24 protein-coding genes and 1 tRNA gene are annotated in these 26150 nt (G+C 63.7%); 16 read left to right on the forward strand and 9 right to left on the reverse strand.

All coding sequences use genetic code 11. The features are described 5' to 3' along the window. Positions 1-77 precede the first annotated feature (77 nt). Both prpF and prpD read left to right on the forward strand, forming a co-directional pair. Entirely contained in the window at positions 78-1268 is a 1191-nt protein-coding gene (prpF, locus tag JNA92_RS03125; RefSeq protein WP_241803261.1) for a 2-methylaconitate cis-trans isomerase PrpF, read from the forward strand. 136 nt (positions 1269-1404) lie between these two features. Continuing rightward, positions 1405-2889 carry a 2-methylcitrate dehydratase gene (gene prpD / locus JNA92_RS03130; RefSeq protein ID WP_241803262.1) on the forward strand — a complete coding sequence of 495 codons (1485 nt, stop codon included), beginning with the start codon at positions 1405-1407 and terminating at the stop codon, positions 2887-2889. Positions 2890-2951: 62 nt separating this feature from the next. Here the strand turns inward: prpD and acnB are convergent, their stop codons facing one another. Beyond that, positions 2952-5561, reverse strand: coding sequence for a bifunctional aconitate hydratase 2/2-methylisocitrate dehydratase (acnB, locus tag JNA92_RS03135; protein ID WP_241803405.1), 2610 nt, complete (start codon positions 5559-5561; stop codon positions 2952-2954). Between the two features lie 405 nt (positions 5562-5966). Between acnB and JNA92_RS03140 the strand changes: the two genes are divergently transcribed. Together JNA92_RS03140 and JNA92_RS03145 are read left to right on the forward strand one after the other, a co-directional pair. After that, complete coding sequence (locus JNA92_RS03140; protein ID WP_241803263.1) at positions 5967-6434, forward strand: DUF1289 domain-containing protein; 468 nt, start codon at positions 5967-5969, stop codon at positions 6432-6434. 68 nt (positions 6435-6502) lie between these two features. Further along, positions 6503-7264 carry a hypothetical protein gene (locus JNA92_RS03145; RefSeq protein ID WP_241803264.1) on the forward strand — a complete coding sequence of 254 codons (762 nt, stop codon included), beginning with the start codon at positions 6503-6505 and terminating at the stop codon, positions 7262-7264. A gap of 27 nt (positions 7265-7291) precedes the next feature. On the opposite strand, the gene queD is transcribed toward JNA92_RS03145, so the two are convergent. Together queD and JNA92_RS03155 are read right to left on the reverse strand one after the other, a co-directional pair. Continuing rightward, on the reverse strand, positions 7292-7648 hold the full coding sequence (queD, locus tag JNA92_RS03150) for a 6-carboxytetrahydropterin synthase QueD (RefSeq protein WP_012313684.1): 357 nt from the start codon (positions 7646-7648) through the stop codon (positions 7292-7294). A 51-nt stretch (positions 7649-7699) separates the two neighbouring features. Beyond that, a complete protein-coding gene (locus tag JNA92_RS03155) occupies positions 7700-8779 on the reverse strand; it encodes a patatin-like phospholipase family protein (protein ID WP_241803265.1) in 1080 nt (359 codons plus the stop codon). A 152-nt stretch (positions 8780-8931) separates the two neighbouring features. On the opposite strand from JNA92_RS03155, the gene JNA92_RS03160 reads away from it, so the two are divergent. The 5 genes from JNA92_RS03160 (at position 8932) to JNA92_RS03180 (ending at position 12904) form a co-directional block, all read left to right on the forward strand. Next, on the forward strand, positions 8932-9240 hold the full coding sequence (locus tag JNA92_RS03160) for a PepSY domain-containing protein (protein ID WP_241803266.1): 309 nt from the start codon (positions 8932-8934) through the stop codon (positions 9238-9240). Beyond that, positions 9240-9554 carry a PepSY domain-containing protein gene (locus JNA92_RS03165; RefSeq protein WP_241803267.1) on the forward strand — a complete coding sequence of 105 codons (315 nt, stop codon included), beginning with the start codon at positions 9240-9242 and terminating at the stop codon, positions 9552-9554. The genes JNA92_RS03160 and JNA92_RS03165 overlap by 1 nt, the downstream gene beginning before the upstream one ends. Then, positions 9555-10223, forward strand: a complete 669-nt coding sequence (locus JNA92_RS03170) for a response regulator transcription factor (RefSeq protein WP_241803268.1) — start codon at positions 9555-9557, stop codon at positions 10221-10223. Then, positions 10220-11539 carry an ATP-binding protein gene (locus JNA92_RS03175; RefSeq protein WP_241803269.1) on the forward strand — a complete coding sequence of 440 codons (1320 nt, stop codon included), beginning with the start codon at positions 10220-10222 and terminating at the stop codon, positions 11537-11539. The genes JNA92_RS03170 and JNA92_RS03175 overlap by 4 nt, the downstream gene beginning before the upstream one ends. Positions 11540-11746: 207 nt before the next feature. Continuing rightward, positions 11747-12904 carry an HPP family protein gene (locus JNA92_RS03180; protein WP_241803270.1) on the forward strand — a complete coding sequence of 386 codons (1158 nt, stop codon included), beginning with the start codon at positions 11747-11749 and terminating at the stop codon, positions 12902-12904. Here the strand turns inward: JNA92_RS03180 and JNA92_RS03185 are convergent. Next, on the reverse strand, positions 12878-13744 hold the full coding sequence (locus tag JNA92_RS03185; RefSeq protein WP_241803271.1) for a LysR family transcriptional regulator: 867 nt from the start codon (positions 13742-13744) through the stop codon (positions 12878-12880). The two genes, JNA92_RS03180 and JNA92_RS03185, sit on opposite strands and share 27 nt — an antisense overlap. 180 nt (positions 13745-13924) lie before the next feature. On the opposite strand from JNA92_RS03185, the gene JNA92_RS03190 reads away from it, so the two are divergent. Further along, positions 13925-15814, forward strand: a complete 1890-nt coding sequence (locus JNA92_RS03190) for a propionyl-CoA synthetase (RefSeq protein ID WP_241803406.1) — start codon at positions 13925-13927, stop codon at positions 15812-15814. A gap of 33 nt (positions 15815-15847) precedes the next feature. Here the strand turns inward: JNA92_RS03190 and zapE are convergent, their stop codons facing one another. Together zapE and JNA92_RS03200 are read right to left on the reverse strand one after the other, a co-directional pair. Continuing rightward, a complete protein-coding gene (gene zapE, locus JNA92_RS03195; protein WP_241803272.1) occupies positions 15848-16933 on the reverse strand; it encodes a cell division protein ZapE in 1086 nt (361 codons plus the stop codon). A 105-nt stretch (positions 16934-17038) separates the two neighbouring features. Next, positions 17039-17281, reverse strand: a complete 243-nt coding sequence (locus JNA92_RS03200; protein ID WP_241803273.1) for a hypothetical protein — start codon at positions 17279-17281, stop codon at positions 17039-17041. A 269-nt stretch (positions 17282-17550) separates the two neighbouring features. Between JNA92_RS03200 and JNA92_RS03205 the strand changes: the two genes are divergently transcribed. After that, positions 17551-17625 (forward strand) — tRNA-Gln (locus JNA92_RS03205). A 123-nt stretch (positions 17626-17748) separates the two neighbouring features. On the opposite strand, the gene JNA92_RS03210 is transcribed toward JNA92_RS03205, so the two are convergent. Genes JNA92_RS03210 through JNA92_RS03220 form a run of 3 tightly spaced genes read right to left on the reverse strand, consistent with a single transcriptional unit; the run spans position 17749 to position 22901 of the window. Next, on the reverse strand, positions 17749-20139 hold the full coding sequence (locus JNA92_RS03210; RefSeq protein ID WP_241803274.1) for a response regulator: 2391 nt from the start codon (positions 20137-20139) through the stop codon (positions 17749-17751). A gap of 14 nt (positions 20140-20153) precedes the next feature. Further along, positions 20154-20615 (reverse strand): response regulator, encoded by a 462-nt coding sequence (locus JNA92_RS03215; protein WP_012313696.1) that lies wholly within the window; start codon positions 20613-20615, stop codon positions 20154-20156. Between the two features lie 15 nt (positions 20616-20630). Continuing rightward, entirely contained in the window at positions 20631-22901 is a 2271-nt protein-coding gene (locus tag JNA92_RS03220; protein WP_241803275.1) for an ATP-binding protein, read from the reverse strand. A 261-nt stretch (positions 22902-23162) separates the two neighbouring features. On the opposite strand from JNA92_RS03220, the gene JNA92_RS03225 reads away from it, so the two are divergent. The 5 genes from JNA92_RS03225 to JNA92_RS03245 are packed head-to-tail and all read left to right on the forward strand — an operon-like array spanning position 23163 to position 26138. Beyond that, positions 23163-23690: a Csu type fimbrial protein gene (locus JNA92_RS03225; protein ID WP_241803276.1), complete on the forward strand. Its 528-nt coding sequence runs from the start codon at positions 23163-23165 to the stop codon at positions 23688-23690. A gap of 29 nt (positions 23691-23719) precedes the next feature. Then, complete coding sequence (locus JNA92_RS03230) at positions 23720-24256, forward strand: Csu type fimbrial protein (protein ID WP_241803277.1); 537 nt, start codon at positions 23720-23722, stop codon at positions 24254-24256. A gap of 19 nt (positions 24257-24275) precedes the next feature. After that, positions 24276-24809: a Csu type fimbrial protein gene (locus tag JNA92_RS03235; protein WP_241803278.1), complete on the forward strand. Its 534-nt coding sequence runs from the start codon at positions 24276-24278 to the stop codon at positions 24807-24809. 9 nt (positions 24810-24818) lie between these two features. After that, positions 24819-25322 (forward strand): Csu type fimbrial protein, encoded by a 504-nt coding sequence (locus JNA92_RS03240; protein WP_241803279.1) that lies wholly within the window; start codon positions 24819-24821, stop codon positions 25320-25322. A gap of 39 nt (positions 25323-25361) precedes the next feature. Then, positions 25362-26138, forward strand: coding sequence for a fimbrial biogenesis chaperone (locus tag JNA92_RS03245; protein WP_241803280.1), 777 nt, complete (start codon positions 25362-25364; stop codon positions 26136-26138). Positions 26139-26150 lie beyond the last annotated feature (12 nt).

Consider the following 26150-nt stretch of genomic DNA (forward strand, 5'->3'; position numbering starts at 1 on the left):
CCGTCGCCGGCAAGCCGGTGATGGGCTGCAGAACAGGCGCCAAGGGTTATTGCATATTCAGACAGGACAGCACAGCCATGGCACACGCACCGCAAATCAAGATCCCCGCCACCTACATTCGTGGCGGCACCAGCAAAGGCGTGTTCTTCCGCCTGCAGGACCTCCCTGAGCGAGCGCAAGCCCCAGGGCCGGCCCGTGACGCACTGCTGCTGCGGGTCATCGGCAGCCCTGACCCCTACGCCAAGCAGATCGATGGCATGGGCGGCGCTACCTCAAGCACCAGCAAAACCGTGATCCTGTCGCAAAGCACCCAGCCCGACCACGACGTCGACTACCTGTTCGGCCAGGTCGCCATCGACAAGGCCTTCGTCGACTGGAGCGGCAACTGCGGCAACCTGTCTGCTGCTGTCGGATCGTTCGCCATCAGCAGCGGCTTGGTCGAGCCGTCGCGCATCCCGCGCCATGGCGTGGCCACCGTGCGTATCTGGCAGGCCAATATCGGCAAGACCATCATCGCTCATGTACCGATCACCGAAGGCGAGGTGCAGGAAACGGGCGACTTCGAACTCGACGGCGTGACGTTCCCGGCCGCCGAGGTGCAACTGGAATTCCTTGATCCGGCGGCCGATGAGGGCGAGGGCGGCGGTGCGATGTTCCCTACCGGCAACCTGGTGGATGAACTGGAGGTGCCCGGTATCGGTACCTTCAAAGCCACCTTGATCAACGCCGGTATCCCGACCATTTTCCTCAATGCCGCCGACGTCGGTTATGCCGGCACCGAACTGCAGGATGCGATCAACGGTGATGCGCAGGCGTTGGCGCGTTTCGAGGCGATCCGTGCCCACGGCGCCGTGCGCATGGGGCTGATCGAGCATGCCGACCAGGCGGCCGGGCGTCAGCACACGCCGAAGGTGGCTTTCGTTGCACCGCCAAGCACCTACACTGCCTCCAGTGGCAAGGCTGTCGAGGCGGCTGACATCGACCTGCTGGTGCGTGCACTTTCCATGGGCAAGTTGCACCACGCGATGATGGGTACTGCTGCGGTGGCCATCGGTACCGCTGCTGCCATTCCAGGTACGCTGGTCAACCTCGCTGCAGGCGGGGGCGAGCGCAGTGCTGTGCGCTTCGGCCATCCCTCCGGCACCTTGCGGGTCGGGGCTCAGGCCAGCCAGGTGGAGGGCGAGTGGACGGTGACCAAGGCAATCATGAGTCGTAGTGCCCGTGTCTTGATGGAAGGCTGGGTGAGGGTGCCTGGCGACAGCTTCTGACGCACGTGGCGCTTGGCTTTGAATCAGCAAGGCCGCTACGCGGCCCGTCGCCGGCAAGCCGGTTCCTGCATCGACCTTGTGGGAGCCGCATTGCCGGCGCCGGGTGGCGTAGCAGCCCCAATCAAAGGAGCTGCAAATGAGCGCCAACGTAGACCTGAACGAGCGCCCTGACTACGACGGGGTGCTGCAAACCCTTGCCGATTACGTTCTTACCTACCGCGTCGAGTCCTCCGAAGCGCTGGACACCGCACGCAACTGCCTGATGGACACCCTGGGCTGTGGCCTGTTGGCCCTGCGCTTTCCAGAGTGCACCAAGCACCTCGGCCCGCTGGTGGAGGGTACGGTGGTACCCAATGGCGCCCGGGTGCCCGGCACCAGTTACCGGCTCGACCCGGTCAAGGCCGCCTGGGATATCGGCTGCACCGTGCGCTGGCTGGACTACAACGATACCTGGCTTGCCGCCGAGTGGGCCCACCCTTCCGATAACCTCGGGGGGATCCTGGCGGTAGCTGATCACCTGTCGCAAAAGCAGGTGGCCAGGGGTGAAAGCCCGCTGCTGATGCGCGAAGTGCTTGAGGCCATGGTCATGGCCCATGAGATTCAAGGTGTGCTGGCCCTGGAGAACGCCTTCAATCGCGTCGGGCTGGACCACGTGCTGCTGGTCAAGGTGGCGTCCACGGCCGTGTGCGCCAAGCTGATGGGTGCCAACCGTGAACAACTGCTCTCGGCCCTGTCTCATGCCTTCGTCGATGGCCAGGCGCTGCGCACCTACCGCCATGCACCCAATGCCGGCTCGCGCAAGTCGTGGGCTGCCGGCGATGCGTCCAGCCGGGGCGTGCGCCTGGCCAATATCGCGTTGCGCGGCGAGATGGGTGTGCCCGGTGTGCTGACTGCGCCGCAGTGGGGTTTTTACGACGTGTCGTTCAGCCACACCAACAAGGACCTGGCGCTCAAGCCTTCTGCCCAGCAGGCGCTCCGCGTACCGCAGGCGTTGGCCAGTTACGTGATGGAAAACGTGTTGTTCAAGGTCAGTTTCCCGGCCGAGTTCCACGCCCAGACCGCCTGTGAAGCGGCAGTCAGCCTGCATCCGCAAGTGCGTAACCGCCTGCACGAAGTCGACCGTATCGTCATCACCACCCAGGAATCGGCCATTCGCATCATCTCCAAGGTCGGCCCGCTGGCCAATGCTGCCGATCGCGACCACTGCCTGCAGTACATGGTGGCGGTGCCGCTCATCTTCGGTCATCTGGTGGCCGAGCATTACGAGGATGCTTTCCACGCTGCCCATCCGAGCATCGACCGTCTGCGCGAAAAGATGGAAGTGGTCGAGGACCCTCGTTTCAGCCGCGAATACCTGGAGCCGGACAAGCGCTCGATCGCCAATGGCTTGCAGGTGTTCTTCAAGGATGGCAGCAGTACCGAACAGGTAGTGGTGGAGTACCCGGTCGGGCACCGGCGCCGACGCGGGGAGGGCATCCCCTTGCTGGAGGCCAAGTTCAGGGACAACTTGGCGACGCGGTTTTCGCGTCAGCGTTGCCTGGAGATTTTCGCGCTGTGTGGCGATCAACAGCGGCTGGAGGCCACGGCGGTCCACCGGTTCGTGGATTTGTTCGTGATCTGAGGCGAGCAAGGGCAATAAAAAACCCGGCATGAATGCCGGGTTTTTTTGTGGCTTACAGCTGATTACGCTTGAACAACCGGGATCTTGGCGTTGGCCGCAGCTTCGCGGAACTCTGCGATCTGGTCGAAGCTCAGGTAGCGGTAAACGTCGGCAGCCATGCTGTCGATGTCTTTCGCGTACTGCATGTACTCCTCGACAGTCGGCAGCTTGCCGATGATCGATGCGACAGCAGCCAGCTCGGCCGATGCCAGGTAGACGTTGGTGGCGTCGCCCAGGCGGTTCGGGAAGTTACGGGTCGAGGTGGAAACCACGGTCGAACCGGTCTGCACACGTGCCTGGTTGCCCATGCACAGCGAGCAGCCTGGCATTTCCATGCGCGCACCGGCCTTGCCGTAGATGCCGTAGTAGCCTTCTTCGGTCAGCTGGTGAGCGTCCATCTTGGTTGGCGGAGCCAGCCACAGACGGGTCGGAATACCGCCCTTGACCTTCTCCAGCAGCTTACCGGCAGCGCGGAAGTGGCCAATGTTGGTCATGCACGAACCGATGAATACTTCGTCGATCTTCTCGCCCTGCACCGACGACAGCAGGCGGGCGTCGTCCGGGTCGTTCGGCGCGCAGAGCACAGGCTCCTTGACGTCGGCCAGGTCGATTTCGATGATTTCGGCGTATTCGGCATCGGCGTCAGCCGACAGCAGCTCAGGCTTGGCCAGCCAGGCTTCCATCGCCTGGGCGCGACGCTCCAGGGTGCGGGCATCGCCGTAGCCTTCGCCGATCATCCAGCGCAGCAGGGTGATGTTCGACTGCAGGTACTCGGCGATGGCCTTCTCTGGCAGCTTGATGGTGCAGCCGGCAGCGGAACGCTCGGCCGAGGCGTCGGACAGCTCGAACGCTTGCTCGACGGTCAGTTCGTCCAGGCCTTCGATTTCCAGGATGCGGCCGGAGAAGGCGTTTTTCTTGCCTTTCTTCTCGACGGTCAGCAGGCCCTGCTGGATGGCGTAGTAAGGGATGGCGTGTACCAGGTCACGCAGGGTGATGCCTGGTTGCAGTTTGCCCTTGAAGCGCACCAGGATCGACTCTGGCATGTCCAGCGGCATGACGCCGGTAGCGGCGGCGAAAGCCACCAGGCCGGAACCGGCCGGGAACGAGATGCCGATCGGGAAGCGGGTGTGCGAGTCGCCACCGGTACCGACGGTGTCAGGCATCAGCATGCGGTTCAGCCAGCTATGGATGATGCCGTCGCCTGGGCGCAGCGACACGCCGCCACGGGTGCGGATGAAGTCTGGCAGGGTGTGGTGGGTGGTGACGTCGATCGGCTTCGGATAGGCCGCGGTGTGGCAGAACGACTGCATCACCAGGTCAGCGGAGAAGCCCAGGCACGCCAGGTCTTTCAGCTCGTCGCGGGTCATCGGGCCAGTGGTGTCCTGGGAGCCGACGGTGGTCATCTTCGGCTCGCAGTAAGCACCTGGGCGCACGCCCTGGCCTTCCGGCAGGCCGCACGCACGGCCGACCATTTTCTGGGCCAGGGTGAAGCCCTTGCCGGAATCGGCAGGCTGCTCTGGCTTCTTGAACAGGTCGGATGCACCCAGGCCCAGTTCGGCACGGGCTTTTTCGGTCAGGCCACGGCCGACGATCAGCGGGATGCGGCCGCCAGCGCGGACTTCATCCAGCAGTACTTCGGTTTTCAGCTCGAAGCTGGTGACCAGCTCGTCGCTGTCGTGGCGGCGTACTTCACCTTTGTAGGGGTAGACGTCGATGACGTCGCCCATGGCCAGGTTGGTGCAGTCGAACTCGATCGGCAGGGCGCCGGCGTCTTCCATGGTGTTGTAGAAGATCGGGGCGATCTTGGTGCCGAAGCAGAAACCACCGGCGCGCTTGTTCGGTACGTACGGGATGTCGTCGCCGAAGAACCACAGCACCGAGTTGGTGGCGGATTTACGCGAAGAGCCGGTACCGACCACGTCACCGACGTAGGCGACCGGGAAACCCTTGGCCTTGACGGCTTCGATCTGTGCCAGCGGGCCGACCGAGCCAGGCTGCTGCGGCTCGATGCCGTCGCGGGCCATTTTCAGCATGGCCAGGGCGTGCAGCGGGATGTCAGGGCGCGACCAGGCGTCCGGGGCAGGGGACAGGTCGTCGGTGTTGGTTTCGCCGGGCACCTTGAACACGGTCAGGGTGTACTTGTCGGCGATGGCCGGACGCGAGGTGAACCACTCGCCGGCAGCCCAGGATTCCAGCACGGCCTTGGCGTGCGCGTTGCCCGCCTTGGCTTTTTCGGCCACGTCGTGGAAGGCATCGAACATCAGCAGGGTGTGCTTGAGCTTTTCGGCCGCGACGGCGCCCAGTTCGGCGTCATCCAGCAGCGCGACCAGCGTTTCGATGTTGTAGCCACCTTGCATGGTGCCCAGCAGCTCGGTGGCGTGCTTGCGGTCGATCAGTGGCGAGGTGGCTTCACCCTTAGCCACGGCAGACAGGAAGGCAGCCTTGACGTAGGCAGCTTCGTCGACTCCTGGTGGAACGCGGTGGGTGATCAGGTCTACGAGGAAGGCTTCTTCGCCGGCCGGCGGGTTTTTCAGCAGCTCGACCAGGCCTGCAGTTTGTTCGGCGTTCAGCGGCTGGGGCACGATACCCAGGGCGGCACGCTCTTCGATGTGTTTGCGGTAGGCTTCAAGCACAGTTATTACCCTCATCAGTGGTCCCTAAAGGGAGTCCGGGACGCTCATCCAGCATTCTCTGCACCCATGCGCCATCACGGCTTCTTGGGCCGCATAGCCAGGGTCGCAGAGAATCCTTACAGAAGCTGCTTTCAAAGTTTTACGCCTGCAGAACGGGGGCTGATGAGGGCTGGCACGGGCATGCGGGGGGTGCATGGCCCGGGCCAACGCCGTTCTACCGGATCAACTGTGCTCGTGACGCTTTGAAAACAGCTTCCAACGGACATTGTTGCCTTGAAAAGGCGGGATGATTCTACGGCAAATTGTCGCAGAAGGTAAGGCGGCGAACGTGACTTTAACGAGTGACCCTGGTTAGACAAAGGGCTAACATGGGCCTGTGTTCCACCGCCAAGCCGTTGTTTTTCCATGCCCAACCAGTCCATCAAGACCCCTTGCGTCGGCCTTTGCTCCACGGTGTATGGAGACACGGTGTGCCGTGGCTGCAAGCGTTTCCATCACGAAGTCATCCACTGGAACGCGTACGACGACGACCAGAAGCGTGCCGTTTTGCTGCGCCTGGAGCAGTTGTTGGTACAGGTGATGATGGCCAAACTGGAGGTGTTCGATGCCAACCTGCTGCGCCAGCAGCTGCAGCAGCGCGCCATACGCTTTGTCGAGCAGCAGTCCGAGTATTGCTGGGCGTATCAGCTGATTGCCCGCGGTGCCCGCCTGATTCGCGACCTGGAAGCGTACGGGATGGCGTTGCTGCCCGAGTTTCGTGACTGGGAGCTGCCGCAGTTGCGCGATGCCATCGATCGGGAATTCTTTTTGCTGTCCGAGGCGCATTACCAGCGCTACATCGCGCCTGGGTTCCTGCGTGCCGAACTGAGGTAAGCCTTCTACCTGCCCCATGCCTTGAAAGGGCGCCATTGTGCGTTTTTTGACGAGCGTACGGAGTACGGATGATGGCTGAGCTGTGTTTTGAACCGCTGCTGTGTTTTACCGCGGCATGCCGCTGGCAATTGCTGGATGAACCGTTGCGGGCCGCCCAGTTTGACGATGATGGCATCACCCGGCCGTTCTGGGCCGAATTCGATGACTGGAACGGTGACGATGGCTGGCTGATCACCAGCCTGGACTATGGCGAAGAAATCCTGCAATCGTTCCTGATTGACTCCATATGGGGACGCGAGGCTCGTCAACGTGTGTTTTGTGACAGGTTCTGGTTCGGTGTCTACCGGCTTGCAACAGGCTTCGTCTATGAGATCCGCCCGGCATATGAGGGCAAAAACGTCGACCGCTGGCCGTCATTGGACTGCTGGCTCGACGTCAGTCGCAACGGTTATCTTGGCTTTTACCCGGCCCGCTCGGCTGCCGGAGTGAGCACGGACGAGCCAGCCAACCTGGCGTTACGAGACCCCTTCGGGGCCTCCGTGGTGCTTCCCGTCGACCCGCCGGTGGATCTGGATACGGCACTGTACAAGTTGACCGCCGGGCGGCGAACGCCCCTATGGCACATCCCTGGCCTGGACCCGCAGCGGTTGCAGGAAGGGCAGTTGTTCTTGAACCTGAAGCTTTACAGCGCGGACGGTCGGCAAGTGAGGCGGCGGGTCGAGCGGGTTGCATACCTTAACAACCGTCAAGGCGAGCGTGGCCAGTTCAGCTTGCAGGTGTCGAACCCTTGCGTGCCGCCTCACCCCCGCCCGCTGGGTGCCAAGGATTGACCCCGTGCCCCTGTCGCGCGGCGCCCATCAATCGCCGCTGTATTCGCAGCCGCTGGTGCAGGTTTCATGAATACGCACCTTGGACAGCTCCGGCAGCAGCGGCTTGACCTGCTCCCAGATCCACTTGGCGATGACTTCGCTGGTGGGGTTTTCCAGGCCTGGAATGTCGTTGAGGTAGTTGTGGTCCAGCTGCTCGTAGATCGGCTTGAAGATCGCCTTGATCTCGGAGAAGTCGCGGATCCAGCCGGTGTGCGGATCAAGCGGGCCGGTCAGGTGCAGGCCGACCTTGAACGAGTGGCCATGCAGGCGGCCGCATTTGTGCCCGGCAGGGACGTTGGGCAGGCGGTGGGCCGATTCGAAAGTAAATTCCTTGAAGATTTCCACGGTCAGAACTCTGTGTGTATCGAAGATGCGCGCAGTCTACCAGCATGGTCGCTACAAGGCTTGCAGGCGTTCGTGCAGGCGCCCGGTGGCAATCAGTTCCAGCAGTTCGTCACCCAGCCGTTGGCTTTCTGCAATGGCCTGATACCAGTAGCGTTTGCGGCTGGGGGCATCGCCCATGAAGCGCTTGAAGTCGTTGCGATCGGGCAACTTGCCGAAGGGCAGTGCGGCCAGATACTGCGGTGACGGCGTCACCAACAGCACATTGCGCAGGCGTGTGGCATCGCCCTTGCGCCATGGCAGGGCTTTGTCGAACCAGCCCGGCACGACCTTGTCGGTGAAATGCGGGTAAAGCACCAGGTCGTCGCCGCGGTAAGGCAGGTCGAGGTGATAGTCGAGCAAGCCGCCGTCGCGATAGGTGCCCGCACCGGCGCCGGGGATGTCGCGCACACCTTCCATGACCATGGGAATCGAGCCGGACGCGAGCAGGGCATGGCGCAGGTTGCCCAGGCCCAGCGGCAGGTAGCGTGAGGGAAAGTCTGTGAGCGGATCCAGCGGCGGGGTGGCACGTTCATCGTGCAGGATGACCCGTTCGAAATGCCGCGCCAAGCGGGAGCGCCCCAGCAGGTTGCTGGCGACCACCGAGCCCAGGCCCATCCCCAACCGGCCGCGATGGTCATGGGCAAGATGGCCGTGGCTCTTCACCACCAGGATGTTCAGGCGGTAGTGCGGTGATGCCAGGATCTGCCCATCACGCCCTTGCAGCAGGTCGTCGAGCATCTGCTGGCAGCTGCGGCTGATCTGGGCCGCGGTCACACCTTTGGCAAAGTCCTGCTCGGTATACAGCTCGCCGAGGCGGCGGATGCCTGCGACCGGGTCGTCAAGGCAGGCGCTGGCGAAACGCCAGGAGCCGATCGATGCGCCAATCAAGGCCCGCTGGCGAGGGGCCGATGGCAGCCACTCGCCGAACAGCGCCAGGTCCAAGCCTTGAATCCCCAGTGGCTTGGGCCCGCCAGCGGCGCCCGGCACCACACCGACATCCGCTGCCTGCAGCCCGCGCTCGCGGATGCGCTGCAGGGCACGTTTGCCGGCCTTGAAGGTCAGAGCCGGGTACTTGATATGGATGGCGCTCATAGACTGCCTCGCAATTCACAGGCGGGCATTATAGGAAACGCAGGGTCGATGCGCTGCGCTATCATGACGCCAGCTTTTTTCAGGTTGAGTTAAGGACCGGTGGATAATCTTAACCCCGTAGACAAATTGCACACCCTGATGGAGAGAATCTGATGAAAACTCTGACTGCCTTGTTCACTGCCGCTGCGCTTGCTTTCGGTGCCAACGTCGCCCTGGCCAAGGACGTCCAACCTGACGAAGTGGTCAAGCTGGTGAATGCCAAGACCATCAAATCGCTGGATGAGCTCAAGGCCGCTGCGGTTGCCAAGCACCCCGGCGCCACTGTTACCGATTCGGAGCTGGAAAACGAATACGGTCGCTACATCTACAAGGTCGAAATGCGTGACACCCAGAACGTCGAATGGGACGTCGACCTGGACGCCAAGACCGGTGAAGTGCTGAAGGACGAACAGGACAACTGATGATCCACGTGACCCGCTCGGCGCGCTACCTGGCTCTCTCGCTGCTGGCGGTCTGTTCCTTGGCCGTTGCGCGCGACCTGGACCAGGATGAGGCCCTGCAGCTGCGTCGCAACGGCGTGATCCTTCCGCTCGAGCAACTGCTCGAGACCGCCCTGGGGCGTCACCCCGGGGCGCGGTTGCTGGAGGCGGAGCTGGAGGAAGACGATGATCGCTATGAATATGAAGTCGAGCTGCTGACCACCGAGGGTGTGGTGCGTGAGATCAAGCTCGATGCCAGCACCGGTGCCCTGCTCAAAGACGAGGAAGATGACTGAATGCGCCTGTTGCTTGTCGAGGACAATGTCCCCCTGGCGGATGAGCTGACCGCTGGCCTGCAGCGCCAAGGCTATGCCGTGGACTGGCTGGCCGACGGCCGCGACGCAGTGTACCAAGGCCAGAGCGAGCCTTACGACCTGATCATTCTGGACCTTGGCCTGCCGGGGTTGCCGGGCCTGGACGTGCTTTCGCAATGGCGTGCCGCAGGTCTGGCCACGCCGGTGCTGATCCTGACCGCACGGGGCTCATGGGCCGAGCGCATCGAGGGCTTGAAGGCGGGGGCGGACGACTACCTGAGCAAGCCCTTCCACCCGGAGGAGCTGCAACTGCGCATACAGGCGCTGGTGCGCCGGGCGCGGGGGCTTGCCAACCAGCCCAGGCTCGAAGCTGCCGGGCTACACCTGGACGAAAGCCGCCAGTGCGTGAGCCGCGAAGGGGTTGATATCCAGCTGACCGCTGCCGAGTTCCGCCTGTTGCGTTACTTCATGCTGCACCCGCAGCAGATCCTCTCCAAGAGCCACCTGGCCGAGCACTTGTACGACGGCGAGACCGAGCGTGACTCCAACGTGCTCGAAGTGCACGTCAATCATCTGCGCCGCAAGCTGGGCCGCAGCGTCATCGAAACCCGCCGCGGGCAAGGCTACATCTATGCCGGGAGCGCCGGGTGAAATCGATCCAGGCACGCTTGAGCCTGGGCCTGGTGGCCGTATTGGTAGTGGTCGGGGTGGTGCTTGCGCAGCTTACCTTGTGGCTGTTCGAGGCCGGTTTGCAGCGCTATCTGGAAAACGGCCTGCGCAAGGAAAGCGAGAACCTGCTGGTGGCGCTGGTGCGTGGGCCTTCGGGGTTGCAGCTGGATGAGCGGCGCATTTCCGCCGCCTATCAACGGCCGTTTTCCGGTTACTACTTTCGCATCGATTTCGACAAGGGCACCTGGCGCTCGCGCTCGCTGTGGGACCTGGACATGCCCAAACCAGCCGCGCCCGGCCTCTCCGACAGCCACGAACTGGGCCCGGAAGGCCAGCAGTTGCTAGCACTGCGTGCCGACTACCGGCGGCTAGGCCAGGATATCTCGATCAGCGTCGCTCAGGATTATTCGCCTGTGCGCGAAGGGTTCCGGCGCCTGCAGCAGATTGGCCTGGGCATGGGCCTGGTGGCGCTGATCCTGGTGCTGGTGCTGCAGCGCATCACTGTCACCCGCTCGTTGCGCCCGCTGGAGCGCGCGCGTCAGCAGATTGCCCAATTGCAGCAAGGCCAGCGCTCGCAACTCGACGCCCAGGTACCCAGCGAACTGGCTCCGCTGGTGGGCCAGATCAACCATTTGCTCAGCCACACCGAAGACAGCCTGCGCCGTTCGCGCAACGCCTTGGGTAACCTGGGCCATGCCTTGAAGACGCCATTGGCGGTGCTGCTGAGCCTGGCGTCCAGCGAGCGCCTGAATGACTTGCCCGAGGTGCGTGCGCAACTGCGCGAACAGCTGGAGCAGATCCAGCAGCGCCTGGCACGCGAGCTGAACCGGGCGCGCCTGGCTGGGGATGCGCTGCCAGGCGCTCAATTCGACTGCGATACCGAGCTTCCGGGGTTGCTCGCCACCTTGGGCATGATCCATGGCGAAGGCTTGCTGCTCGAACGCGATGTACCACCCGGGTTGCTGCTGCCCTGGGACCGGGAGGACTTCCTTGAGCTGCTGGGCAACCTCTTGGATAACGCCTGCAAATGGGCAGACAGCGAAGTGCGCCTGGGCATTGCCCCGACGGGCGAAGGCTACCAGGTGTGGGTCGACGACGACGGCCCGGGCATACCTGAAAGCCAGCGCCTGCAGGTGCTGGAGCGCGGTTCGCGGCTGGATGAGCAAGTGGATGGCCATGGCCTTGGGTTGGGGATCGTGCGGGATATCGTCGATGCCTGGGGTGGCTCTTTGGCCTTGCAGCAGAGCCCTTTGGGCGGTCTGCGGGTGAGTATCGATCTGCCGCGCAAGGTCCGCTGAAACGCTTTGGCCCTATCGCGGCAGCGGCACTGCAAAAAAACTGCAGTGCAGGCGCATTTTTTTGAATTGGCCCAAGCCCGGAGCTGCGCGGCACAATCACCTGAAGAAACCCTGCGGTTTCCATCTCTCCACGGACGGAGCCCCCTAGGGCCCAGGCCAGGTCGGCTGGGCTTTCTTTTGATCAGCACCACGAACACGATTACTTGAATGACTGCCTTGCGTTCCGAAAGTCGTCTGCAGCGGTTGTTGCCGCCGCCCCTGAATATCCCTCCAAAACAATGGCTGCGTGCCGGCATCGGCGCGCTGCTCGGTTTGTTCCTCGCCGGCTGGTTGACCGGTATGGCCTACGGGCCCGGCATTGCCTTGCACCTACTGGGCCCTCTGGCGGCCTCGGCAGTGCTGGTGTTCGCCGTGCATTCCGGGCCCTTGGCACAGCCTTGGCCGGTGCTGGGCAGCTATGCGCTGGCGGGCGCAGTGGGCCTTTTCATGCGCGAGGCGTTCGGCCCCCACCTGTGGGTCGCGGCGACGGCCTTGGGCCTCTCGCTTGTGCTGATGTGCCTGTTGCGCTGCCTGCACCCGCCGGGGGGCGGTGTTGCGGTGAGCGCAGTGCTGGCCGATTCAGGGCTGACGGCGCTGGGCGACCACCTGCTGGAGCCCGTGCTGCTCAACGCGCTGATTCTGGTGCTGGTGGCCGTGGTGTACAACCGTCTGACCGGGGTGCATTACCCCAAGGGCGCTGCGCCACGCAAGGACCAGCACCACACCCACGACCCGTTGCCCAGCGAGCGGGTCGGGGTCACGGGTGCGGACCTGGATCAGGCCCTGGACGAGTTGGGGGCGTTCGTCGACGTCACCCGCGATGAACTGGAACGCATCATCCTGGCCACCGAGCAGCATGCCCTGCAGCGCAGCCTGGGCGGGATCACTGCAGCGTCGGTGATGTCCCGCGACGTGCAGTTCGCCGCACCCGATACCACCCTGGAGCAGGCCTGGAAGATGCTCGCCAGTCATCACCTGAAAACCCTGCCGGTGCTGCAGCAGGGCAAGCTGGTGGGTATCGTGAGCCTCAGCGATCTGCTCGGCCCGGCCATGCAACGTGGCCGGTTCAGTTGGCGGGGGCTTTTCGGGCGCAAGGCCGTACGTATGGAGCAGGTGATGAGCCGGCAGGTCATCAGTGTCAGCAGCCAGCACCCCTTGGAACGTCTGTTACCCCTGCTGTGCGAACAAGGGCTGCACTGTCTGCCGGTGATCGATGGCGACCAGATGGTCGGTGTGGTCACCCAGACCGACCTGATCGCGGGCCTCAAGCGCCAGTTGCTCAGCGCCGCTGGCAGCGTTTCAGATCAGCGGGTCCCAGCGTTGTGACCAATCGCTGGTGCCGGAGGCTATCAGCCGGCGCAGCAGCGCGAAGGCCTGTTGCAGTGCCTCGCTGTCGCACTTGCGTGGGTATACCAGGAAGGTTGGGTAGGTGAACTCCGGGGCTTGCGGCACCCGTTCGAATACCCCGCTGTCCAGATACGCCTGCACCACGCGGGTACGGAAATAGCCGCTGCCGCCCTTGTCGAGAATGAACTGCAGGGCCAGCGGCCCGAGGTTGAAACTCAGCGCCGGTCGCGCGCAGTCGGGCAGGGCGGCGTCGTGCTGGCGGCGGAAAGCCTCGCCCCAGTCGATATAGATATACGGGTCGGGTTGCGCGACACGGCGTATGCGGATCAGCTTTTCTTCCATCAACTGTTCCACCTGCAGGCCCGGCCCGTAGGTGGGCTGATAGACCAGCGCGGCGTCCAGCAGGCCCATCTCCACCTTGCGCAGCAAGGACTCACCGTCGCTGACCTCGCTGCGGATGGCGTGGCTGGGTAGCGCGCAGTGCAAGGCGCTGACCCAGTCGAGCAGCATCGGGTTGCCCAGGCTCACTTCTGCCCCTACGTGCAGCACTTGCTGGCAGCCTTCGGGCAGTGGTAGATCACGGCGCGCCGCTTCCCACGTCTGCACCAGCTGGTTGGCATAGCTGACGAAGGCTTCGCCATCACTGGTCAGGCTGGCGCCGTTGCGGCTGCGCACGAACAGCTGGCAGCCCAGTTGCTGCTCAAGGCGCTGCACCCGGGCGGTGATCGCGGTCTGTGACACGAACAGGCGCTCGGCGGCGGCGACGAGGCTGCCGCAGCGTACGACTTCCAGAAAGGTTCGGGCCTGCTCGATATCCATGGGCTGCTCTGTGGCGGGGAGGGTGGCTTATTCTAGAGGCTTTGCACCGTTGTGGGGCGCTTTAGCCGGCGCTGCAAATCTGCATATGCGTTGTGACTTTAGTCCCATGGCAGCCGGGACGTGGCGGTCCATACTCAAGGCTCGCCCTTCAATAACAACAAGTACCGGGTTGCCATCGACATGACCTACCAGCACGACTACGCCCATTCCATTGCCGACCCTGCTGCCTTCTGGGCCGAACAGGCCAAACAGCTGGCCTGGTATCGCCAGCCCACCCTGACCCTGCAGGCAGACCCCGACGGCACCCATCGCTGGTTCGCCGACGGTCGCCTGAACAGCTGCTACCTGGCCCTCGATCGGCAAATCGAGCTGGGCCGTGGCGAGCAGGCGGCGCTGATCTACGATTCCCCCGTGACCGGCGTGCAGCAGGTGTTCAGCTACAACCAGCTGCGTGACGAAGTAGCGCGCCTGGCCGGGTTGCTGCGCCAGTTAGGGGTTGGCAAAGGCGATGGGGTGATCATCTACATGCCGATGGTGCCGCAGGCGGCCATGGCCATGCTCGCCTGCGCGCGTATTGGTGCAGTGCACTCAGTGGTGTTCGGTGGCTTTGCAGCCAATGAGCTGGCCCTGCGTATCGATGATGCGCGGCCAAGCGTGCTGCTGACGGCGTCCTGCGGGCTGGAGTTCGACCGGGTGATCGAGTACAAGCCGCTGGTCGACCGCGCGCTGCAACTGGCTCACCACCAGCCGCGCCAGGTGCTGGTGCTGCAGCGGCCCCAGGTTCGTGCCCAGTTGCAGCCAGGGCGCGACCTTGACTGGCAGCAAGCACTGATGACAGCCGAGCCTGTGCCTGCGGTCGAGCTGGCCGCGGCAGACCCGCTGTACATCATCTACACCTCGGGTACCACGGGCAAACCCAAGGGCATCGTGCGTGAAAACGGTGGCAACGCGGTAGCCCTGTGTTATGCCATGCGCCATATCTACGGCATGCAGGCGGGCGACGTGTGGTGGGGCATTTCCGATGTGGGCTGGGTGGTCGGCCATTCGCTGATCGTCTATGGCCCACTGATGAGCGGCTGCACCACGGTGTTCTATGAAGGCAAGCCGATCCGCACCCCGGATGCTTCGGCCTATTGGCGTGTGGTCGAGCAGTATCGGGTCAATGCCCTGTTCTGTGCGCCGACCGCCATGCGGGCGATCCGCAAGGAGGACCCGGATGGCGAGTTGATCCGCCGACATGACCTGAGCTCGCTGCGCCAATTGTTCCTGGCCGGGGAAAAACTGGATTCAAGTACCCACCAGTGGCTGGAGCGGGTGTCCGGCAAGCCGGTGCACGACCATTGGTGGCAGACCGAGACGGGCTGGCCAGTCACCGCGCCGTGCGTGGGGCTCGAGGGCAGCGCGGCGCGGCCGGGTTCGAGCAACCGCGCAGTGCCGGGCTATCACGTTCGTGTGCTAAATGACGATGGGCACCTGCTGGGCCCGAACCATCAGGGCGCCATCGTCATCGCGCTGCCGCTGCCGCCCGGTTGCAGCCAGACCTTGTGGGGCGATCATGAGCGCTACCTGCAGGCTTACCTGCAGACCTACCCGGGTTACTACCACACCGGTGATGGTGGCTACCTGGATGACGACGGGTTCGTCTACATCATGGGGCGAACCGATGATGTGATCAACGTCTCTGGGCATCGCCTCTCCACCGGCGAGATGGAGGACTTGGTGGCGTGCCACCCTGCGGTGGCCGAATGCGCGGTGATCGGTGTGCATGACCAGATCAAGGGCCAGGTGCCCTTGGCGCTGGTGGTGCTCAAGGACGGTGAGGGTATTGGCGAGGCGCAACTGTCGGTGGAGTTGGTGGGCAAGGTGCGTGAGCAGATCGGCGCGTTGGCGTGCTTCAATCAAGTGCGGTTGGTGAAGCGGCTGCCCAAGACCCGCTCGGGCAAGATCCTGCGGGCGGTGTTGCGCAAGATTGCCGATGGCCAGGCGTATGTGCCGCCCTCGACACTGGATGATCCGGCGGTGCTCAGAGAGATCGAAGCGGTGCTGGCGGATCTGCCCAGGGCAGGCTGACCGTTGGGCTGGTCAACGGGCAAATGCGCGTGTTCAGCCGGGGAACGTCTGCGGGCCGACCTGATGCAACTGCCCCAGCCGGCTGCGGGTGCGCATCAGGTCGGCAACGTGGCCGCCCAGGCTCTCTTCCAGCCGCCGCTGCCCGATCACCGTCACCTGGCAGTCCTGGTCGTACAGTACGTCCACCAGGTTGACGAAGCGCTGCTGCGCTGCCAATGAGCACGCCGAGAGGTCATCCAGCCCGTCGATGACCCAAGTATCGAACTGCTGGGCAAGCTGCAGATAATCGATCACCGCTGTGGGCTGCTCGCACAGGTCGTCAAAGGCGAACATCACCGTCCTGCCTTCACTGACGAGCGCACGAAGGTTGCGTTTGTTCACCTCCAGCGTGAGCGGTTGCGCGGCCGGCACCTTCAGCGCCTGGCGCTGGGCCGCATCGCCAGGCCATACATAGTGGCCTTGGGTAAAACGCTGGTGTTCACGGTTGGCCGGCAGGCTGCGAAAGTCGGTGTCACCGCCGACTTCAAGTACCTCCATACGGCCATTGATCAGGCGGATCACCGGCAGGAATCGCTCGTGGTACAGCGGATTGGGCAGCAGCCCCTCGGGTGCGTAGTTCGAGGTCACCAGCAGGAAGATGCCACGTGCGAACAAGGCATTGAACAGGCGGGTGAGCAGCATGGCATCACCGATGTCATGCACATGGAATTCGTCGAAACACAGTACCTGGCAGTCGCCCAGTAATTCGTCCAGCGTCGCGCCCAAGGCATCGTCGAGCAGCCTGTGACGGTGCATGCCCTGATGCAGGCGGGCAAAGAAATCATGAAAGTGCAGGCGTTTTTTTGCCTCGATCGGCACTGCCTGGAAGAAGCCGTCCAGCAGCCAGCTCTTGCCGCGGCCCACCGAACCGTACAAGTACAGGCTGCGGGGTTCGCCCCCTGGCAAGCGGGCAAGCTGCGCGGCCATGGCATGGATGACCCGGCGCTGGCCGTCGCTGAGCTGATAGCCACGGCTACGCGCCTTGTCTTCGAACCATGCGAGCAGTTCGCTCTGGTTGGAGGTGGCGGTGCGCAGGCGTTGGCCCAGTTGGCGCAGGGGGGAGGGGATCCAGGCAGACAAAAGCTAAGCTCCTTGGGCAAAGGAAGGTCAGCGCGCAGCTTGCCTCAGGTCAGCCCTTTAAACCAATAGAAAAAGTGCGGTGCTTCTATCAGTTGGCCGGATGACTCAAGCCTTGCGCTCCAACTGGCGCTCGATCATGTATTTGATGGTCAGCCGGCGCTCCTTGAGCAGGCGCAGGTCGTCGTCCTGAAAGTTGCCGGCCGAGATCGCCTCAGCTGCAAGGACCTGATTGTCGATGTCGATGTATTCGTCGAGCAGACGGTCGAGGGTCTTGTCTTGCTGACGGCGTTGCTGAACGATTTCGCGGGGGTAGTGCAGGTCTTGATACAGGTCGTGGGAAACAGGCATGGCATCCTCCTTGGTCAATGCAAATTGCTTATCTGATTGGAAGGGCGCAATGCGATTGTGTTGAAGCGAGGCGGTATAAATGCGACGGATGGTCATTTTGGTACGTGTGAAAGGCCTGCAAAACACTAACCTGCTGTTTTAAAGCATTTTTTTTGCGAAAGGGGCTTCCCACGTCCAGAGAATGTTGTTAAAGTGCCGCGCATTCCAAGACAACAACCCAGTTGTCACTCAGTTGGAAAAGTCAGAGCAGCTAACGCTGCATCCGATACAGGGGCGTCGCCAAGCGGTAAGGCAGCAGGTTTTGATCCTGCCATGCGTTGGTTCGAATCCAGCCGCCCCTGCCATTTTCTCTTTGCAATACACCTTCTTGATTCAGTGCAGATGACCATCAGCGCTGGGTTTCGTCGTGTCTGGCGTGCGTAGAAGCCGGTCGCCAGCGTACTGGCGATGGCCTCTGCGCTTAAGCCTTACTGCCTGTTCACCCGCAGCAGTTCATCCAGCACGCGGGCCAGCTCCTCAGCCTGCACCGGCTTCTGCATCACCAGGCTGTCCGGCAACTCCAGGCCCTCCAGCTCGGCATACCCGGTCAGGAACACCACCGGCAAGCGCGGATGCCGTTCCCGTGCGGCCAACGCCAACTGGGCGCCGTTGAATTCGGGCATGGCAAAGTCGGTCAGCAACAGGTCGATCTCGTCGTCCAGCTGGGCCAATGCCTGTTCGCCGCTGTGTGCCTGGCGTACCTGATAGCCGTATTGGCGCAACACATCGCCGAGCATGTCGCGCACCAGGTGGTCGTCATCCACCAGCAGCACCGTGCGGTCGCGGCCCGTGTCACTGACTGACTGCGATGCAGCCGGGGCCACCGGGTCCACCGCCCGTTCATGCTTCACTGCAGGCAGGTAGACGGCAACCTGAGTGCCATGCCCTGGCGCGGTGTCGATGCGCACACCGCCACCCGACTGCTTGGCAAAGCCGAACACCTGTGCAAGCCCCAGGCCCGAGCCTTTGCCGATGTCCTTGGTGGTGAAGAACGGTTCGAACACCTTGGCCACCACCTCTTCGCTCATGCCGCAGCCGGTGTCACGAATGCTCAGCATCACGTATTCACCCGGCTCCGGGTCTTCCGGCCGCTGCGGGCGGGCCTTGATCCGCGTATTACGGGTGGACAGCGTCAGCTGGCCGCCGTCGGGCATGGCGTCGCGGGCGTTGATCGCCAGGTTGAGGATGATCATTTCGGTCTGGGTCGGGTCGGTCAGCGCTTGCCACAGGCTGTGGTCCAGGTCCAGGCGCACAGAAATGCTCCCGCCCAAGGTGCGGCGCAGTAATTCCTCCAAGCCGCTCAACGTGCGGTTGAGGTTCAGAGGCACCGGTTCCAGACGCTGGCGACGGGAGAAGGCGAGCAACTGTGAGGTCAGCTTGGCGCCGCGTTCACCGGCCTCGCGGATATGGGTCAGGCGCTTGCGGGCTTTCTCCAGGTCACCTTTGTCCAGGTCACGCTCGAGGAAGCTTGAGCCGGTAAGAATGACGGTCAGCAGATTATTGAAGTCATGGGCAACACCGGCAGTGAGCTGGCCAACCGCCTCCAGCCGTTGCATCTGCTGCAGCGCCGCCTCGATGCGCTCGCGCTCGGCGATCTGTTCGCGCAGGCGCTCGTTGGCGTCCGCCAGCCCTACGGCTGCTTCGCGCTCGCTGGTGATGTCGCGGGCCACCACATAGAGCAGGGTGTCCTCCGGCACCACCACCCATGACAGCCAGCGCAACTGACCGCCCGCATGCTGGATGCGGCCGACGAAGCGGGCGCTGGTGCGGCCATGAGAGAGGGCGGCCAATTCGGTCAGCAGCGCTTCCTGGTCCGGTTCAGGCAGCAGATGCAATAACGAGGTCTGGCTCAGGCGCTCGCGGGAGAAGCCCAGGCTGGCCTCCCAGGCAGGGTTCAGGGCGACCGGCGTGAGGTCTTTGTTGAGCACCGCGAGCAGGTCCTGGGACAGTTCCCAGGCCCGGTCGCGCTCGCGGGTGCGCCGCTCCACACGTTCGCCGAGCATTTCGTTGAGTTGCTTGAGCGCCTGGGTGGCCAGGCGCTGTGCGTGGATGTCCTGCAGCACGCCCGAAAAGCGTGTGCAGCGGCCATCGACGAACTGGCTCTGGCCACTGCTGAGCAGCCAGCGCGGTTCCAGACCGTTGGGTTGGGCAATGCGGAATTCGGCCCGGTAAAGCCCGTCGCTGTCCGGGCGCATGGCGTATTCCACCGCTTCACGTACGCGGGGCACGTCTTCGGGGTAGATGCCTGCATAGAAAACATCGAGGTTCATCTCGGTGTCCACCGGCAGACCGAACAGCGTCTTGCAGCGGGCATCCCACACCAAAAGCCCTTCCTGCGGACGGAAATCCCAGGTGCCCATGCCGGCGGCATCGATGGCGATCCGTGCACGTGCCTCCACATCCGCCAAGGCTTCCTCGGCACGGCGCCGCCGTTGGCGCTCCTGCACTTCGGTAAGCGCCCTGCGCACTGCCTTGGGCAGCATCGGCAGGTTCTTTTTCAGGACATAATCGGTGGCACCCAGGCGGATCATCTCCACCGCGTGCTCTTCACCGTAAATGCCCGAAAGGAAGATGAACGGCGTGTCCGGCGCCAGTCGCTGAGCGATGGCCAGTACGTCGGTGCCGGACGAGCCCGGCAGCACGCAGTCACACAGGATCAGGTCATAGCTGGCTTCGCCCAGGGCGTGCTCGGCGGCGACATGGTCGAACACCAGCTGCGACTGCAGCTGCAAGCCGCTGCGCTCGAGGCTCAGCAGGGTCAGCTCGGCATCCAGCGAGCTGTCTTCAACCATCAGTAATTTGAGCGGCGTTGGCAGCATCTTTGCGGTTGGCCTCAGTTGCTGCCACGCCGGTTAAGGCGCAGCGAGCCGGGTGGTGGTTCATTGAGTACGGCCCAGAACACCCCAAGGTCGGAAATCGCCGCAACGAACTCCTTGAACTCCACAGGTTTGACCACGTAGGCGTTCACCCCCAGCTCATAGGCACGCAGCAGGTCCGGCTCCTCCCGCGAAGACGTCAGCATCACCGTCGGGATGCTGCGCAGTTCGGGGGTGGCGCGTACTTCCCTGAGCACTTCCAGGCCATCGACCTTGGGCAGTTTCAGGTCCAGCAGCAACACCGCAGGGTTGCCGTCGGCACGCTCGGCATAGGTGTTGCGGCGCAGCAGGTAGTCAAGGGCATCTGCGCCGTCGCGCAGCACGATGACCTCGTTGGCCAACTGGCTACGCTCCAGGGCCAGGAGCGTGAGTTCCAGGTCCCTGGGGTTGTCTTCTACCAGCAGGATAGGCTTGAGCATGATTGTACGGGTGCCTCAGGTTGTTTCTGGATGACGGGGAAGGGTGAAATGGAAGCTGGCGCCCTGGTCGACCTGACCTTGGGCCCAGACTCGGCCATCGTGACGCTCGATGATCCGCCGCACGCTGGCCAGGCCGATCCCGGTGCCCTCGAAGTCCTCCATGCGGTGTAGCCGCTGGAACACACCGAAGAGTTTGTTCGCATAGGCCATATCGAAGCCCACGCCATTATCGCGAATATAGACTTCGATTTCCTCTTCGTGCAGGTGTGCGCCGATGTCGATGCGTGCAGGCTCGCGGCCACGGGTGTATTTGATGGCGTTGGCGATCAGGTTGTGCAGCGCCAGGTTGATGAAGGCCGGGTCACCGATCACCTTGGGCAGCGGCGCCACGTTCCAGATGATCTCACGCCCTTCGTAATCGGGCGCCAGTTCCTGGCGAATGGCTTCGACCAAGGCATTGAGGTCGACATCGGACAGGCGCAGCGCCGAGCGGCCCATCTGCGAGAAATTCAGCAGGTTGTCCACCAGGCTGCCGGCGAACTGCGCGGCCTCCTCGATGTGTTTGAGAAAGCGCTGGCCGCGCTCACTCAGGCCCTGGCCTTCGATCTCGCCAAGCAGTTCGCTATAGCCGGCGATATGGCGCAACGGTGCGCGCAGGTCGTGGGACACGCTGTAGCTGAAGGCTTCGAGCTCTTTGTTCGAACGGCGTAGTTCATTTGCCAGCTGCGCCAGTTCTTCTGCCTTGCGCAAGACGATGCCGAGCACTGCAGTGCGCAGTTCGACCACGCCTTCGATCGTCAGCGGGTCCCACGGCTCGCAGTAGCCGCTTAACTGTTCCTGCCAGTGTTCGAAGCTGTGCCGCGGGTTCAGTGCCCCCTGCGGGCCAATCTGTTTATCGGGCCGCCCGGCCCAGTTGACCGTGCGTACCTGCTCGGGGCGGAACCACAGCAGGTAATGCGAATGGATCTGGGAAATGGCCACCGCCAGCACGCCACCGGCATGCTCGGCCAGCTCGGGCAGTTCGTCGATGTCGCGGCGCACGTTGTCACTCTGGAACACCGTCTCTTCATCGCGCTGGGCCAACCAGTGCACCAGCGCAGTAACCTGCGCCGCCGGCGGCGTCTGGCCAATCAGGTCGCAGCGCTCGGCGGAAATGACCGCCGCGCCGCTCGCCCCGGCGAACGCCAACAGCACCTCGGGCAGGGCGCGCAGGCCCTCGCTGACACTGTCATGGTCGGCCATCGAGGAGATCATCCGGACGATGTGCTGGCGCAGGTCGAGCAGCTTTCGGGTATTGGCGTGGGACTCACGCGATTCGATCTGCAGCGACAGCACGCTGGACAGCAGCTCGCAGGCCGTGCGGGTGCGCAGATCGACCGGGCGAGGTTGCTGGTGATGGCACGACACCAGCCCCCACAGTTGCCCATCGACCACGATCGACAGTGACATCGACGCCAGGGTGCCCATGTTGCGCATGTATTGCAGGTGCACCGGCGACACGCTGCGCAACGCGGCAAAACTCATGTCCAGCGATTGGCCGGTGCGCGGGTTGGCCGCCGGTAGCAATGGCACGGCCTGGTAGTTGGCATCTTCGATCACGCGGATGCGGTTGACCCGATAAAGCTCCCGGGCCTGGCGGGGGATGTCCGAGGCCGGGAAGCATAGGCCCAGGTAGCGGGGATAGCCGGCATCGGCCACTTCAGCCAGCACCTGGCCATTACCTTCCGAATCGAAGCTGTAGGCTTTGACTCGGCCAAAACCTGTGATCTGCTTTATTTGCAGCACGGTCTGCTGCAGCAACTCTTCCAGGCTGGCGGCGTTGTTCAGGCTGCTGACAAAACTACGCACCAGTGGGTAATAGTCGCCTTCAAGGGCCTGGCCCGCGGGCTGGCGAGCGGGTTCGAACTCGGCGATCAGCACCTGGTCATGGCGATGCGTGAGCAGGCGCAGGCGGTCGCTGAAGGGCGCGCCTTGGCGCAGGTACACATCGCCGATGTAGAACGGGAAAACGTCGTCCCCGGGCAAGCGCTCAAGATGGGCGCGCAGGTCGAAACTGTCGCTGACCACGTCGGCGAAGGTGCACCCCAGCAGTTCTTGGGCGGGCACGCCTAGCCAGCGGGCGACATTGTCGCTGGCCTGGAGGATACGCAGGTCCTGTTCGTCCAGCACCAGCAGAAAACCGTGGGGTTGAATGCTGCCGGGAACCTGAATGGGCTCCTGGGCACAGCGTTCCACGGCTTCGGCAAGTGCGATGTCTGTGGTCGTCAATGGATACGCTCCTGTCATGTTCGTCCATGCATGGCGCGCATGCGTCTGATGCGGGCTCGGTGGCTGCTGCGCACCGTAACAGAATGCGCAAAGGTTTGCCGGCCTATGGCCATTGGAGGCGCTGGACGGGCATGGGTTCGATGCCGCTCGGAAATTTCTTGGCCGTGACAGGGCAGCCATCTAACCCTTTGTTGTTACTACCAAAGAATGGCGGGCAGCGGCCACGGGTAAGCCACCGGCTGCTACGCTCAGACACAGGACCTTGAAAGGGGCGTGTCAGTGACGGGACGCTGTGTGGTGACGCTGTGGGGCCTGCTGTTGACTGGCAGTGCCGTAGCAGCGGACTTCCTCGTGGAGGTGCGCGTGCAGGTGCAACGAGGCTGCATGCTGGTCAACCAGCAGCGCGAGGCGGGGGCGCAGGATCTCGGTCGGCTCGACCTGGGCACTGCCGCACGCCTGGATGGGCCCGGTACGCCCTTGAGCGCAGAGCTGCTCAACCAGCGGCCACCGCGCCTGGAATGCAACCCCGATACGCCCTACCAGGTGCGTGTCGACGGTGGCCAGCACGGTGGCGCCGGTGAACTGCGCTTCTTGGCCAGCAGCGACGCCAGGGCGCGGCCGATCCCCTACCGGCTGTACCGCGATGCGGCCTGGCGCGAGCCGGTGATCGTGGGCCAGCTCCACGCCGCGCGTGTGCCGGACAGCGGTACGGTCGAACTGCCGCTGTACGCCCGTATCGACAAGCTGGCCTGGGTGCCGCACGCCGGTGTGTATGCCGACCTGCTCAAAGTCACGGTCACCTGGTAGCGAGCCAACATGCACAAGGACGTCATGCCATGAACCGTACATCCCTCCTGCTGCTCAGCCTGGGCCCGCTGCTATTGCCCAGCGGCGCAGCACATGGCACGACCACCGGCTTCATCCAGGCCCGTCTGGTGATCAGCGCCGCGTGCCAGATCAGCAGTGGCGACCAGCCCCCGGCCACGCTCGGCAACCCTGGGCTGATGGACTTCGGCGAGCGTGGCCCGAACTGGGACCAGCCGCTGCGCAGCCGGGTCGACGAAGCGAACGGCGAGGGCAGCCTGCAAATCAGCTGCACGCCCCAGGTCAGGGCCTTCAACGTGCGCATCAACGGCGGCCTCAACGGTAGCGATGGCGTCCGGCGCCTCAGCAATGGCCGTGAAATGATCCCCTATCAACTGGCGCTCGACCCCGGCGGCAATAGCCGTTATGGCATCGGCCAGGCGCGCGCCTTCACCATCAGCAGCACCGAACAGATTCCCATCCCCATCTTCGGCGTAGTGGTGGCGCAACCGCGTGCGCTGCCGGCCGGGTTGTACCGCGACACGCTCAGAGTGACTTTGGACTGGTAATTCCCGCAAGGAGACACCGATGCGAACGAACCTCACCCACTGCATGCTCGCCGGCCTTGGCCTGGCGATGGCATGCCACGCCCAGGCCGCCACGGTGACCGGGACCATCAACTCCACCCTGACCTTGACTTCGGCGTGCCAGGTCAATGGCACCACAGGCACCTCGGGGTTGAATTTCGGTACCCTCAGCTTCGGCACTCAGGAGGCGTTGTTCACCACCGCCAACGGCGAGGTGCTCGGTGGCGGCGGCGGTGCGATGAGCATCCTCTGCTCCGCAGGTACGGTGCCAGCCATCCGCGTGCGTGCGGGGGCCAACGACGGTGCCTCGACTGGCGGTACCCGGGCGCTGGCAGACGGCAACGGCAACTTCGTGCCCTACGACTTCTATACCGACACTGGGCGTACCCAACTGCTGGCCATCGACGGCACCATCACGCTGCCGACCAGCACCGGGGTTGCTCAGACCGTCAACCTCTATGGTCAGGCGCGCGGCAAGGCCGGCCTGCCAGCCGGGGTATACACCGATACGGTGGCCGTCGAGCTGTCGTTCTGAGCCGCAGCCATGCGCTATTGGCTGGGTGGCTCCCTTGCAGGCCTGGGCATCCTGTTGGCGACGCCACTGGATGCGGCGACCAGCAGCAGCTTCCAGGTCACCGCGACGATCACCGCGGGCTGCCTGGTGGTGGGCGGCGTCAGCCAGTATGGCGTGCTCGATTACGGCACGCAGTCGGCCTTGGCGACCGGGGCCCTCGGCACGTCCCTGGGCGGGACCACGGTGACTTTCCAGTGCACGCCCGGCGTTAGCCTGAGCATGAGCCTGAACGGTGGGCAGAACGCGGTGAGCGGCACGCGCTACCTCAAGCGCGGCGGCGGCACGCAGCTACTGGCCTACCAACTGTACCAGGACGCGGCCTACAGCCAGAGCATCGCCGTGGGCCAGAGCGTGGCACTGAACAACAGCGACCCGACGGCGATCAAGCTGTCGGTGTATGGCCGCACGCAGCTCACCGGCCTTGTGCCGGCCGGCACTTACACCGACGTCGTGCAAGTGGCGGTGACCTGGTGAAACGACCGGGGCCCCTGACAATCAATCAAGGAGAGCGGTATGCAGGCAGGCGCGAAGTGGGCGCGGGGTTTGATCGGGGCATTGCTGCTGGCGAGCTTGCCAGCGGGGGCTGCCACCTCGGTGCTGATCTGGCCGATCGACCCGGTGCTGGAAGCTGACCAGAAGGCCGGCGCGCTGTGGCTGGAGAACCGCGGCAGCGCACCGGCGAGCCTCCAGGTACGCGTGTTTGCCTGGCGACAGGGCGATAACCAGGAGCAGTTCCAGGCCCAGCGGGAGATCATCGGCAGCCCGCCGGTAGCGACCATCGCCCCCGGCCAGAAACAACTGATCCGCCTCACCCGCACCGGCAGTTCACCGGCCGGCCAGGAACAGGCCTACCGCATCATCATCGACGAAATTCCCTCGCCACTGCCCACGGACAACGCCAACCAGGGCGCCACTGCGGCCATCCGCCTGCAGATGCGCTATTCGGTGCCGTTGTTCGTCTATGGCGAAGGTTTGTGGGGCAAGCCGGATCCGCAAGGCAAGCGCAGCGCCAGCGGGGTGGGCAAGCCGCAACTGAGCTGGCGGCCGGTAACGGTGCAGGGCAAACCCTATGTGGAACTGCGCAACACCGGCCCGGTGCATGCCCGGCTGACCGATGTGGTGGTACAGCAGGGCGGCCAGGCAAGGCCACTGGCCGAGGGCCTGCTGGGGTATGTACTGCCCGGGGCCAGCATGCGCTGGCCGGCACCGGTTGCACCGAACGCCAGCGGCGTACTCAAGGGCAGGGTGAACGGCCAGGAGGTGGCCGAGGCGATCCGCCAAGGGCAATGAAGCCACTATTGA

Source organism: Pseudomonas putida (assembly GCF_022627325.1).
GTDB lineage: Bacteria > Pseudomonadota > Gammaproteobacteria > Pseudomonadales > Pseudomonadaceae > Aquipseudomonas > Aquipseudomonas putida_X.